This window comes from Erwinia endophytica (genome assembly GCF_009295515.1).
Taxonomy (GTDB): Bacteria; Pseudomonadota; Gammaproteobacteria; order Enterobacterales; family Enterobacteriaceae; genus Erwinia; species Erwinia endophytica.
The window spans coordinates 22263-34947 of sequence record NZ_RQVV01000051.1 but is presented as its reverse complement, the minus strand read 5'-3'; the positions used below and the strand labels follow the sequence as shown (position 1 = coordinate 34947).

The 12685-nt window shown below is 51.1% G+C and carries 11 protein-coding genes and 1 pseudogene; 9 read left to right on the top strand and 3 right to left on the bottom strand.

Annotated features, from left to right (window positions below):
* From EH228_RS14315 to EH228_RS14300, 4 genes and pseudogenes are all read left to right on the top strand, one after another.
* Positions 1-853, top strand: an 853-nt coding sequence (locus EH228_RS14315) for a DUF2345 domain-containing protein (protein WP_152322302.1), incomplete at its 5' end; no start/stop codon positions are given.
* A complete protein-coding gene (locus EH228_RS14310) occupies positions 837-1856 on the top strand; it encodes a peptidoglycan recognition protein family protein (RefSeq protein WP_152322301.1) in 1020 nt (339 codons plus the stop codon). The genes EH228_RS14315 and EH228_RS14310, both read left to right, overlap by 17 nt.
* Before the next feature lie 11 nt (positions 1857-1867).
* Positions 1868-2185, top strand: coding sequence for a hypothetical protein (locus tag EH228_RS14305; RefSeq protein WP_152322300.1), 318 nt, complete (start codon positions 1868-1870; stop codon positions 2183-2185).
* A gap of 507 nt (positions 2186-2692) precedes the next feature.
* Positions 2693-3274 (top strand): annotated as a pseudogene (locus EH228_RS14300) (ISAs1 family transposase); the annotation flags it as partial.
* Between the two features lie 99 nt (positions 3275-3373).
* On the opposite strand, the gene EH228_RS14295 reads toward EH228_RS14300, so the two are convergent.
* Complete coding sequence (locus EH228_RS14295) at positions 3374-5371, bottom strand: hydantoinase B/oxoprolinase family protein (RefSeq protein WP_152322299.1); 1998 nt, start codon at positions 5369-5371, stop codon at positions 3374-3376.
* A 12-nt stretch (positions 5372-5383) separates the two neighbouring features.
* Positions 5384-7438 (bottom strand): hydantoinase/oxoprolinase family protein, encoded by a 2055-nt coding sequence (locus tag EH228_RS14290; protein WP_152322298.1) that lies wholly within the window; start codon positions 7436-7438, stop codon positions 5384-5386.
* Positions 7439-7769: 331 nt separating this feature from the next.
* On the opposite strand from EH228_RS14290, the gene EH228_RS14285 reads away from it, so the two are divergent.
* From EH228_RS14285 to EH228_RS14265, 5 genes are all read left to right on the top strand, one after another.
* Positions 7770-8519: an IclR family transcriptional regulator gene (locus EH228_RS14285; RefSeq protein WP_152322297.1), complete on the top strand. Its 750-nt coding sequence runs from the start codon at positions 7770-7772 to the stop codon at positions 8517-8519.
* Between the two features lie 234 nt (positions 8520-8753).
* Positions 8754-10127, top strand: a complete 1374-nt coding sequence (locus EH228_RS14280) for an MFS transporter (RefSeq protein WP_152322296.1) — start codon at positions 8754-8756, stop codon at positions 10125-10127.
* Positions 10128-10353: 226 nt separating this feature from the next.
* Positions 10354-10764: a hypothetical protein gene (locus tag EH228_RS14275; protein WP_152322295.1), complete on the top strand. Its 411-nt coding sequence runs from the start codon at positions 10354-10356 to the stop codon at positions 10762-10764.
* Between the two features lie 106 nt (positions 10765-10870).
* Positions 10871-11353, top strand: coding sequence for an Hsp20 family protein (locus EH228_RS14270; protein WP_152322294.1), 483 nt, complete (start codon positions 10871-10873; stop codon positions 11351-11353).
* A 92-nt stretch (positions 11354-11445) separates the two neighbouring features.
* Positions 11446-11742, top strand: a complete 297-nt coding sequence (locus EH228_RS14265) for a hypothetical protein (protein WP_152322293.1) — start codon at positions 11446-11448, stop codon at positions 11740-11742.
* 82 nt (positions 11743-11824) lie between these two features.
* On the opposite strand, the gene EH228_RS14260 is transcribed toward EH228_RS14265, so the two are convergent.
* Positions 11825-12610 (bottom strand): DeoR/GlpR family DNA-binding transcription regulator, encoded by a 786-nt coding sequence (locus tag EH228_RS14260; RefSeq protein WP_152322292.1) that lies wholly within the window; start codon positions 12608-12610, stop codon positions 11825-11827.
* Between the last annotated feature and the right edge of the window lie 75 nt (positions 12611-12685).

Sequence of the window (12685 nt, the reverse complement as noted above, 5' to 3'; positions counted from 1 at the left end):
GCAGACGAAGGCCCAGGGCCAGGTGCTGGAGATGCAGCCGGCGGTCAGCAATCTGGGTGATGCCCGGGAACAGATGACATCCATTTCGGCGGATGCGCAGTCGGCGACGGCAAATCCGGCGGACCTGCAGGCGCAGATTACGCTGCTGGAACAGCAACTGACGGATCTCAAAAAATCGGTGCTGCTGCTGAGTGCGCCGGAGGGTATGGCGATGACCAGCGGGGAACATCTGCAGGTGTCTGCTGGCCAGAACCTGATTGCCACTGCCGGTAAAAATGCTGACGTCAGCGTGATGAAGAACTTTTTCATTGGGGTTGGCAATACGCTGAGCGTGTTTGTGAGAAAGCTCGGCATCAAGCTCATCGCGAACCAGGGTCCGGTGCAGGTGCAGGCGCAGAACGACCTGATGGAATTGCTGGCACGTAAAGAAATCAGCATTGTCAGCACGGAGGATGAAATCAAAATCATCGCGAAAAAGAGGATCACCCTGAATGGTGGCGGGAGTTATATCACGCTGGATGGGAATGCTATTGAATCAGCGACGGCCGGGGAGTACAGAACAAGGGCCGGGTATTACGTCAGGCGGGAAAAAACGCAGCATAAGCCTGAAATGATGGTCTTTCCGCTAATTAAGCTAGATGAATACATTCGTTTCATAGATTTCAAAAGTAATATAACCGGTGAACCTGTTCCTTTTGTGGACTATACAATAAAATTTGAAGATGGAACTATAAATACAGGGGTGGCTGATGAAAAAGGTCGCGTATTAATAAAAACTGGGGAGAGGCCTCTTCAGTTTGAAATAGTTGCAAACTTTGTGTCTGAGGACAGTTTAAATGGCTCAATCAAATGAGAATTCTTTAAAGCATTCTACTGAATTGGCTGAATCAAAGCCTCATTCAATAGTGCTGATTAATGCTAATAAAATAGGTCTGGCTCGCGCAATAGACAAGCATACTGGGGAGCCTCAAAAAAATATTGATTACTATATCAATTTCAAGCCGGGAAAGGTATGTGGTGGGAGAACCGATCAGTTTGGATTTACTCAACCAATACGATTTACAGGGAAAACACCAACGGTTTCATTTAATTTTATTTCACCCAAGAAAGAGGTTTTCTTGGATGATGAGGTTATGTCAGATGATGATGATTTAAAGAATAGTAATTTTAATTCGGAATGTACAGTGGTATCGGTGCAGCAATTAGATAAGAAAAATTATAAAATCAATCCTGTTCAGTTAGATAATAGAGCCGCAGTGCGGCAAGCGATAATATCAGAGGTGAGAAAGAGTGGATGTGTATTCAAAACTCGGTCAGACTGGAAGGCCAATGATAGTCAGAAAGTTTCCCCTGACTGGAATTATACTAAAATCGCTATTCATAATGCTGGGAATAGTTATTCATGTTCAGATTTGAATGGTGATAAAATAAAAAAAATTGAAGAAGAGCATATGGGTAAATTTAACCAGTTTGGTTATCATTATGCTGTTGGATGTGATGGTGAAATTTTTGAAGGGCAGGATATAAGAAATAAAGGTGCTCACATCAGTTTTGGCAATACATCTATTATAGGCATTGTATTAATGTCTGACTTAGATGAACAATGGTTGGATTCTGATGATGAGGTAACCCCTTTGCAAGAAAAGGCAGTAAAAAAAATCATATCCACGTTGCTTAACTATTTTAATATTACGGAACTTGGTGGGCACAAGGAACACCAGATTTTTTACCGTAATCCCAAAAAGCCTAACGAGGTAATCGAAAGATCCTGCCCTGGTAATTTAGGTATGGAGTTTGTTGAAAAATTGAGAAAAGAATTTAATCTGGGTAAACCAACTAAATATAAACAATCTTAGGGGGGGGGGGTATGGGTAATGCTAACAGGGTAAATTATTGTTGGGTTGTTGTCATAATGGCATTAATATTGACCCTTGCATGGTTTTTTGTTGGTGTTGAGCAGGTATCTGGTGAATTCAAGGAAGATACAGAATATGTCTTTTTTATTAAAAAGCATATGAGTGCAAACCTTTTTTTTGTTGATCCAACAAATTGCAATGCAGGTTGTGATACACCATTACTTAGTAATTTAAATGAAAAAAAACTTAAGCAATTCTCAGATTATTGTTTTTATAGATATGATTTATCTTCTGAAGAAAATTGTTATAACATGTTGTATAAAAAGTAACGATTGAATTAACAGAGGGGTAAACTGCGAGAGGTACATTATTCATGCAGTGGATTGATTGCTTTTTAGTTATGCTAAAAAATAGGCATTCAATAGCCAGAGCCTAACTGTAAGTGGTTTGATATTATTCATTTCAAGTGGATGTGCGTAATAAATATTTATGGCTTGATGAAGTACATAACTATTTTTTCATATTATCAGCAGGCATGAAAAGTTGGGCGTGAATTAACAATCCATTTTGGCAAAGACTTTCATAAAGAATATGCGATAAAAATTAAGCAATAATTAACTTACTTAATGCATGTCTGCTTTTTTCAGAGCATAATTTTTCTGCCGATGTGAAGGAATACAATGAGCACCAATCCCCCAGGGAAAGATCATGAAAAGTACATTTTACATACTAAAAATGTACGGTTTTCACTCAGGTGAATACCGTTCATAACGGTGAAAGAACTATCATTTAATTGTTATTTGTGATCAAATTCTCCTGAATAAAGGAGAATAAATATGGATATTACAAAACTCATGGAGCACATCACTGTCATCCCTGATTACAGACAATCCTGGAAGGTGGAGCATAAATTATCTGATATTCTGTTGTTGACGATATGTGCTGTTATTTCTGGCGCTGAAGGTTGGGAGGATATTGAGGATTTTGGTGAAACCCATCTTGATTTTCTGAAACAATATGGCGATTTTGATAATGGCATTCCTGTCCACGACACTATTGCCAGAGTTGTGTCCTGTATCAGTCCTGAAAAATTTCATAAATGCTTTATTAGCTGGATGCGTGACTGCCATATATCAGACAATAATGACATTATTGCAATTGATGGAAAAACGCTTCGTCACTCTTATGATAAAAGTCGTCGGCGGGGAGCCATTCATTTAATAAGCGCCTTCTCCACAATGCACAGTCTGGTACTGGGTCAGAGAAAAACGGATGAGAAATCTAACAAGATTACAGCGATGCTGGAGCTTATTAGCCTTCTGGGTATAAAGGGAAAACTGATAACAACCGATGCCATGGAATGTCAGAAAGATAGAGCGAAAAAGATACGCGCTCAACAGGGGGACTATTTATTGGCGTCATGCTCTACTCTTTGTGCCGGAAGGACTGCAGAAGCAGGGGCGCGAACTGAACCCCAACCACCAAAGGTAGCGAAGTTGTTCGCTACCTTTGGAGAGTTAAGCGTTCTGAAGAAATTCCCGGTATTCATCCCTGAAATCGTCGAACAGGCGATAAATTAACTCGCCGCCCAGGGGGGCTACATTGCCCTGTTCTTCGGCTTTGGTGAGGGCATCGAACAGGCGATGTTTGATGTGAAAACGCCAGATAATCGGTACGCCAGAGAGAATATCAGTGAGTGCCTGGTAGCGTTCTGCTGTCCAGCTTTGTTCAAACCGGGTGCGCCATGGACCGTAATCAAAGTGCGCGACGGGAGGACAGGTTGCTGACAGTTCGGCACGCTTTTGTTGGGTGGCAGTGTTATCTATTTCGCCGTGACGGATGATCACGCCGTAATCCTCTTCTGCGCGGGTTGGTGAGACATAGCCGCTTTTGACATCGCGCAATACCTGCTCAGGATCGCGCGCCAGCGGCGAACCGTAACCGCCGCCGCCCGCACCTGTCAGGCGGATAACATCGCTGGCCTGGCAGTGAATAACGTCACTGTTGCCCAGCATTTCTGGTGATGCGCTATCCGGATTACGCACAAAGATGGCATTGCTGCCTGCCTTACCCCCCAGCACGCCCCATGAGGCGAAATGCGTACGGTCACGGTTACGTGCAGTTACCGTGGTGTCCGGTGCAAATACCTGAAACTCCATCATCAGGCCGGAGCCTCCGCGGTATTGACCCGCGCCACCGGAATCCGGGACCAGACAGTAACGCGTGATACGGATCGGGACTTCTGCTTCGTTTATTTCTACCGGCGTGTTACGCAGGAACGCGACGTTCGCGCCGGAACCCTCTTCGCCGTCACCGAAAGGCATACCGCCAGCGCCGCCGCCCACCGGACCAATCGAGGCGATCACTGAGCGTCCTGAGGCGTTGGTGGTTTTGACATTCAAAATGGCCAGGCCGCAGGCGGCGCAGGCAGGCAGACGATCGGGGATTGCCTGTGAGAAGGCGCCGAAAGTTAGCACATGCGTCAGCTTACAGGTGAGACTGCGCATACCGACCGCCGCCGGGTAAACTGCGTTCATGACGCTGCCTTCAGGCAGCACGCATTCCACGACCCGATCCAGGCCAGCATTCAGCAGAATATCGGGGTTGAGGGTGTAGAGCACATAGTGATACCCGACCAGCGCCAGCGCGTGACGCGTCATGCCACCGGTGGGCATGTTCAGGGAAGAGAGCAATTGTGGGTCACTGCCCGTGTAGTCGAGCAGCGCACGTCCACCCCGTATTTTTAGCGTCATCGCGACACGCATCGGTTTGCCGTTCACACTGTCCTCATCGGCGTACTCCGCGAAGAAGTAATCGCCGTCCGGTACGCTTTCCAGTATACGTTCCGCCTGCTGGGCCGCGTAATCGAGCAGTGCCACCATACCTTGCTTAAAGTTTTCCACGCCAAAATGGGCGATCATTTCGTATACGCGCTTCTCACCGTTGGCCAGCATCGCCAGTTGCGCATGAAGATCGCCCATATTCTGTTCCGGTGCGCGCACATTGGTTCTCAGCACGGTCAGCAGCGCTTCATCCAGTACCCCTTCACGCACGATTTTTGTCGGTGGGATGCGGATCCCTTCCTGATGAATCTCGGTCAGGGTACGTGACAGCGACGCCGGCACCGCGCCCCCCACATCGGTGTTATGAATGTGTCCACCGACGAAGCACACCAGCTCACCTTCCCAGAAAACCGGTTTCCACATCACGATATCCGGGCTGTGGGTCGCTACATGCCCACTGTAGGCATCATTGGTCATCGCCACATCACCAGGAAGGTAATGGTCGATCATGCCCAGTACCGGGCCGTAGTCCAGCCCGATGTACCAGGTTGCGCCAAGGGTTTTGGGTGAGGCAAACGCGAGGCCTTCTGGCGTCAGTAACGCACAGGAGAAATCTTCCGTCTCTTTCACGAAGGTGGAATGCGCGGTGCGTACCAGGGTGTGTGCCATGCTTTCAGCCGCGGCCACACAGTAGTTCGCCAGAATCTGCAAGCCTGAAGTATCAAACGCCATGTCCGGGCTCCTCTATTTCGCGGTGTGGGTAAGATCGGTCAGGATCAGATTGCCAGTGGCATCGACCTGCGCGTGAAAATCAGGTAATACGGCGATGGTGGTGTCAGACTGGGTGATCACCGCCGGACCGGTAAACTGCTGGCCCGCAGTCAGTTGACTGCGCTGGTAGAGCGGGACGGTGTGATAGCCGCCGGACATCCATACATCAATCTGTTGTGTGGGAATGGGGGCGTCGTCGCTTTGCGGGAGCGGTTCTAACTGGGGTTTGGGGGTTGGCATGCTCACCACCAGCCGCAATGAGACTACCTGAATCAGGGCATCTCGGTCACTGTAGGCATAAAGGTGTTGATGTTGCTGGTGAAAAGCGTCACGTAGTGCGGCGAGATTCCCCTGAGCCAAATCATCACGTTGTAATGGTGTTTCGATCTCAAATGACTGCCCCTTGTAACGCATTTCAGCAGACAGTCTGAACTGACCACGGCGGGCGTCAGCCACTTCGTGACTTAACCAGTCACGCGCCTGACTTTCGAGTCGCTGATATTCGGCCTCCAGCAGTGGGAGACGGTCTGCGGTCAGGTCGCAGTAAATAATACGGACAAAATCGTTCTTCACGTCAGCGACCAGCCCCCCCAGTGCGCTTAATACACCAGGGATCAGGGGCACCAGAATTTCACGCATACGCATGGCGCGAGCCAGATAACAGGCCATCATCGGCCCGGCGCCGCCAAACGGCATCAGCGAGAACGCACGCGGATCGATACCAAAGCGGGAAACCAGGCGGCTGATACCGGCGTACATGCCAGACACCGAGACATTAATGATCGATTCAGCGATGCTTTCAATGGATTGTCCGGGTTGGGTGGCCAGCGTGCCAATGGCCGCTTTCGCCGCCGCCACATCCACATTAACCGAGTTGTAACCGAGTTGCGCCTGACCGAGGATACCCAGAGTCACAAAGGCATCGGTAATGGTGGGTTGGCTGCCACCGCGGCCATAGCAAACCGGGCCAGGCGTCGAACCGGCACTTTCCGGGCCGACTTTCAACACGCCAAATTCATCAACGCGTGCAACAGAACCGCCTCCATCACCAATCGAGGTGACTGATACCGAAGGGATATGGATCTGGTAATCACCGATGTATTCACCGGTGTCGTACTGCGCTTCACCCTTGACTATCAGCGCCACATCGGCCGTGGTTCCGCCGATATCCAGACTCATCACGTTTTCCCGCCCACACTGGCGCGCAACCCAGGCCGCCCCCATCACGCCGGATGCCGTACCCGAGAGGATCATCTGCACACATTCCGCTTTGCCGCTTTCAGCACTCATCACGCCGCCATTTGATTTGGTGACTTTCAGTTCGGCGCCAACGCCCGCCTGCTTCAGCGCCTGCTGTAACGCACCGAGATAGTGTGCGACGCGTGGCTGCACATAGGCGCCGATCACCGCTGTTTGCGTGCGTTCGAACTCGCGAATCGTTGGCCAGACATCGCTGGAACAGCAGACGAAAAAGCCCGGCATCGCCTGTTCAATCAAGGCCTGTACCTGTTTTTCATGCACAGGATTACGGTAGGCATGCAACAGAGCGATCACTACGCCTTCGCAGCCGGCGGCACGCAGGCCCTCAATCGCGGTGAGTACGCTGGGTACATTGATACTGTTCAGTTCCCTGCCGGTGGCATCCAGACGACCGTCGATGCCGAATACGTGTTCGCGCGCCACCAGTGGTGTCGGGCGCAGTGAATGCAGGTTATACATATCCGGGGTTTTCAGCCTGCCAAGTGCCAGTACATCTTCAAAATATCGGTTGGTGATCAGCCCGAGTTTTGCGCCTTTTTTCTGTACTACCGCATTCACACCCACCGTGGTGCCATGGGTAAAGTAGTGAATATCAGCCGGGTTGATGGCATAACGCTTCACCAGTTCCTGAATGCCATGCAGCACCTCCTGACCCGGTTGATCCGGCCGGGAGAATACCTTGAGACTGTGAAGGGAGCCGGACTCTTCATTAAATACGGCGAAGTCGGTAAAAGAGCCGCCAATATCGACACCAATTCGTAATCCCATACTTTCCCCTTAATCAGATTTTTGCGGATGTACGGATTTATCCCGCTGATCGCGCCCCGGGTAATAACGGCAAGCCATGGCATGAATCCGCCGTCACCAAAATCAAACTGATCATATTCAGTGGGCGAATAATTAATCATTCCACAATGAGGAATGATATTCCATTTTTATAATTTGGCATGGTTTCATCACCGTCGCAAGGGTAAAAAATAGGCGAAAGGATCAAATTATGGCGGTAATGGGGGGAAAGGCCGGGCAGGATATGGCGGGCTGTGCCATATTACGGCACAGTCATCGATGACATTGGCATCAAATAACGGACGGTTTATCAATGCAAAGTCTGATTAAGAGCCTGAAAGTACTGGAGAAGGTGTCGGAGAAGCAGCCGGTGAGCGTGGGCGAGCTGGCGAAAATGATGTCGATGCCAAAAACGACTGTTCAGCGGATCCTGTGGACATTTCATGAAGCAGGGTGGCTGCGCCTGGTTGAGGGCGACATGCCGCGTTGGACGGTCAGCCCCCGGGTGCTCAGTGTCCGGCCCAGCGAACTGACCAGAGACGGTCTGGCTGCGGCGGTGCAGGAGCCGATGGCCGAGTTGCACGACGCCACCCAGGAGACGGTGTATGTTTCGGTGTATGACGGTAACAGCGCGGTGGTGGTGGTGGATCGCCTGGAGAGCCCGCATCCCGTTCGCGCCGTCAGCCCAATTGGCGATATTGCCCCCATTTACTCAACCGCCAACGGTATGGCGATACTCGCCTTTTTGCCTGAGTTGCAGAGAGAAAAAATATTGAACGGCGAACTTAATGCCTTTAACCCGGCCACCATCACTGATGCCCGCAAATTGCGTGATGAACTGGCCCTGGTACGCGAGCGTGGCTTCTCAATTAACCGTGGTTATTACCGTTCCGGTATCTTTGCCATTGGCGCCCCCATTTTTGATGCGGCGCACCAGCCGGTGGCAAGTATCTGCATCTCAATGCCGGACTCACGCTACCGTGAAGATAAGATTATGGCGTGGGGCGCGTTGACAGTGAAAGCCGCCCGGTCAATTGGTTTTCAGAGCAGCGCCAGAGGCTGACAAGATGCTATTCTGGCAGCAAGTTATTACTGCCAGAATATCCAGATCACCTCGTTTGTATTGATTTATCCCGGAAGAGTTACCCATAGCAAAATCCTCTTACCCGCACATTGACGGTTATTTTTTCCTCAACTAACGTAATAAACGGAATGCCATACCGTAATGTGGAATGATGGCGAGCCATGCTGACTCACGTTCAACCAACCGTGGTAATGCGGTGAAGAGAGGGTAACGATGACAACTTCAGCAACGCCTCCCAACGTGACGCCAGAGATGCAGCGCAAGACGCTGATCGGCGCTGTCGCGGGTAATCTGGTCGAGTTTCTCGATTTCGCACTTTATGGTCTGCTGGCCAGCGTCATTTCCAGGATTTTTTTTCCGCAGGATGCGCCAGTCACCGCACTGCTGTCCGTACTGCTTCTTTACGCTTCAAGTTTTTTGGTGCGACCGATCGGCGGCATTGTTCTGGGGCTGGCCGGCGATCGCTGGGGCAGACGTTCCGTGCTGATGATCACCATCACCGGCATGAGTATGGTTACCGGACTGACTGCGTTGCTGCCCACCTATGCACAGGCTGGCACGACCGCGACCGTACTTCTGGTGATTTTCCGGCTGATCCAGGGTTTTTTTGCTGGCGGTGAATACGCCACGGCTACGGATTACATCGTGGAAAACAGCGATCAGAAACGCCGTGCTTTCCGTGCCTCGTTTTCACCGATTGGCGCTTACATCGGTACAGTTTCCGCCATCGGTCTCTATATGTTGTTGTCATCAGTGATTACGTCGACACAAATGGAAGAGTGGGGCTGGCGGGTGTTGTTTGCCACAGGATTGCCGCTTGGTCTGGTCGGCCTGCTTATCCGCCGCAAACTTGATGAAAGTCCGGCGTTCCGGGCGATAGAGCAATTGCGGGCAGAGCAACGGCTGGATCCGCCCGCTATTCGCCAGGTCATCCGCTCTCAGTGGAAAAATATCCTGGTGTTTATATCGATCCTGATGAGTCACACCCTGCCGAATTATCTGATTCTGGGCTTCTTTGCGACCTATCTCACTACCTTTGTCGGCATGCCCAGGCCGGATGCGGCAATGGCGGTGCTGGTTTCACAATTTGTGCTGATATTCAGCACACTGCTGCATGGTTATCTGAGTGATGTTGTCGGGCGAAAACGCTGGATGATGCTGGGCTGTGTGCTGATTATCCCGGCAATGTTTTTTGCCTTCAGTTGGGCGAAACAGGGGACATTGCACAGCGCAATAATCGCTGTCGTTGTGCCGGTGATGATCTTTCCGATGGTAACGAGCGGCATGACCATCAGTCTGGTCGATATGTTCCCGGCAGAGGTGCGCGCGTCAGCGGGGGCGATAGCCTATAACGTCGGAACCGCGTTGTTTGGCGGCACCGCACCGTTAATCGGAGCCGCGCTGATTAGCCGGTCCGGCAATGCGTTTATGCTGGTTTACTATGTCGCCGCGGTGGCGGTAGTGTCCTTTATGTCGATTGGATTTTTTTTCAGCTACCCGCAACAGCAGAAAACATATTCATCAGGGACACAAAAGGATGTGACGGTCAGTGAACCGGCGGTTCAGCGAACGCAAGGAATAGAGTAATGGCCGTGTGTTAATCAGAAGGGAGCAGAGGCTCGCCTGCGGGTAATGTTCAGCCTACGGGCAGCGCGCTGCGTCAAGGGCATGAAGTAAGGAGGTCAAGAGGAATAATCACCCACAGCGATAAGGCGAGACGGCGACTTTCAATTTTTGTCCTGATTGTAATGATGGTCATCAATTTCATTTCTTGATTTGTTGGTGAGGATTGAGTCATGAAAATTGCCCAGCTATGTTAGCGGGCGCCTGGTACCGGCAGACGGCTAATCGGACTTTTATTACGGAGATATGGCCGCCGCTGCGGCTGCCGGCACTGTGCTGTGGTTTCCGGCGGGATGCGGACGAGCAACCCGTGGCGTATCCGGTGGCATGTCGACCACAAGCCTGGGTGTCTGGCGCTGTATTTATGTTGCTTCAGGCGATACTGGGGCTGGAGACTGACGGTTTTACCCGTACGGTGCGGCTAAGGCAGACGTCGCTGCCCTCCGGGGTCGACCGCCTGAAACTGGAAAAACTGCCGGTGGGGGAGGGGCAGGTCACGCTGGAATTCCGCCTGCTGAACGGCGAAGTCAGCGCACAGCCAGTGCAGGACGCGGGTCAGCCTCAGGTGGGACTGGAAATATTGCCAGCAGGACGTGGATAAAAATTCATCCTGGCGGCCTTGAAAAATGTCGGGATGCACCTATAACTGTTAATGGGCGATTTGCCCAGATGAGCTTTTGGATGAGTCGTTTATTCAGGAGGTTATCATGTTATCTGTACGTAATTTTCCGGTATTTCCATCCTTCAGCGATGCCTTCTTTTCTGACCGGTTTAACCGGATAGATCGTTTATTTAGCCAGCTTACTGGCGATACACCTCTTTCCCTGACGCCCTCTTACGACCTGAAGCAACTGGATGATGAGCATTATGCGCTCACCGTCAGTGTGCCGGGCTGGCAGGCGTCTGAACTGGATATTGAGGTGGCGGGAGGGCAACTGACCGTGACGGGTAAGAAAGAAAACACCCCTGATGAGAGGGACAGCAGTAACGGAAGCTGGTTGCATCAGGGCATCAGCCGCACTGATTTCCGTCTCAGTTACCGTGTGCCGGAACACATGCAGGTGACACAAGCCCGATTGCAGGATGGGTTATTGAGTGTCGGTCTGCGACTGGAGATCCCGGAAAGTGAAAAACCCCGGCGCATCCCGATTGAACGTTACACGGCGGGTGTTATTGAACACCAGGCTTGATTAAGCGAAGCGGCGATAATACGGCGGAGGAGTGCGATAGCGTCCTCCTCCGCGTCAGATGATGAATGGTGCTGAACATCAGGAGGTCGGTGATGAAAACGATAGTCGTTCCGGCAGACCGCGATCAGTATCCGGATATCGCGGTTGAGACCGTGATGACGGTCAGAATGAAAATGGGCGACTCTCGCCTGTCGATCAACTACCGTCGGGTGCCGGGGGGGATTATGCCCGTGGTGTTGGTCGATTTTTTCAATGAAAAAGGCAAGCTGTATACGCTGCGCTATCATCTGCCGCCAGACACCCCGGAGCGGACAGATCGCCGTATCTCGTTGCTGATGCGCCTGATCGAAAAAGAAGCTCATCCGGAGAGTATGTCAGTGGCCGCTTGAGCCGTTATCGCCGCCATACGGTACGTCGCAGCGAGCGTTTTGGCCGCCCTGTCATTGACGAAGGCAGGAACCTGCGGCGCTATCATTTTGACGGCTCAGGCTCAACCAGGTTACAGATACAGCCGTTATCTTTCAGTTTGAGCAGCCAACTGTCAGGCAGCGCACTATCGGTGATGACGCTAATCTCGCTGTTCAGACGCGCCACTTTATACGTTGCGCGTTGGCCAAATTTACTGGAGTCGACCAGCAGGGTGGTGGTGGCCGCCCGGCTGAGCATTTTTTCATTCAGCCGGGCTTCTTCTTCGTCCTGAGTATAGACACAGTTATCTTCGGCGATGGCGCCTGCGCCAATAAACAGTTGATCGAAGTGCAGTCGTTCCAGCGAGGCTTCCGCAAGGGTACCAACCATCGAGGCATTTTCCGGGCGCAAACGTCCCCCCAGTAAGGTAATTTTCAGTTCAGATACATCCATCAACAATTGTGCAACTGTGACGCAATTAGTAAATACCGACAATGGCAGTGGATTCAGACGCAGGCGCCGCGCCAGTTGCAGGACGGTGGTTCCCGCATCGAGAAAAATAGCGCTGTGCGGTTTCAGACGCTTGAATGCCGCTTCGGCGATTTCACGTTTCGCCGCCAGGTTATGTTGTTCGCGTACCGCAAACGCGACTTCACTGCCTGCTTCTGCTGCAATTTGCGCACCGCCATGAGTGCGGGAAATAAACCCCTGTTTTTCCAGGATCAGTAGATCGCGGCGAATAGTGGCTGGAGAGGCTTTGACCGCTTCTGATATTTCCTGAATGCTGCTGTAGCCACTGCTGTATAAATGTTGTCGGATTGCCGAATAGCGATCATTTTTCACAGTCATTATTAGTCCTGCGTCTAAGCTCCAGTAGGCGTCATTCTGCTGAAGGGCATCATTCTCTTTCAAGTGATGGTGCCA

Excerpts from the sequence above, each read along its gene's own strand:
- EH228_RS14310 (WP_152322301.1), top strand. The coding sequence starts at position 837 with ATGGCTCAATCAAATGAGAATTCTTTAAAGCATTCTACTGAATTGGCT.
- EH228_RS14305 (WP_152322300.1), top strand. The coding sequence starts at position 1,868 with ATGGGTAATGCTAACAGGGTAAATTATTGTTGGGTTGTTGTCATAATG.
- EH228_RS14295 (WP_152322299.1), bottom strand. The coding sequence starts at position 5,371 with ATGGCGTTTGATACTTCAGGCTTGCAGATTCTGGCGAACTACTGTGTG.
- EH228_RS14290 (WP_152322298.1), bottom strand. The coding sequence starts at position 7,438 with ATGGGATTACGAATTGGTGTCGATATTGGCGGCTCTTTTACCGACTTC.
- EH228_RS14285 (WP_152322297.1), top strand. The coding sequence starts at position 7,770 with ATGCAAAGTCTGATTAAGAGCCTGAAAGTACTGGAGAAGGTGTCGGAG.
- EH228_RS14280 (WP_152322296.1), top strand. The coding sequence starts at position 8,754 with ATGACAACTTCAGCAACGCCTCCCAACGTGACGCCAGAGATGCAGCGC.
- EH228_RS14275 (WP_152322295.1), top strand. The coding sequence starts at position 10,354 with ATGTTAGCGGGCGCCTGGTACCGGCAGACGGCTAATCGGACTTTTATT.
- EH228_RS14270 (WP_152322294.1), top strand. The coding sequence starts at position 10,871 with ATGTTATCTGTACGTAATTTTCCGGTATTTCCATCCTTCAGCGATGCC.
- EH228_RS14265 (WP_152322293.1), top strand. The coding sequence starts at position 11,446 with ATGAAAACGATAGTCGTTCCGGCAGACCGCGATCAGTATCCGGATATC.
- EH228_RS14260 (WP_152322292.1), bottom strand. The coding sequence starts at position 12,610 with ATGACTGTGAAAAATGATCGCTATTCGGCAATCCGACAACATTTATAC.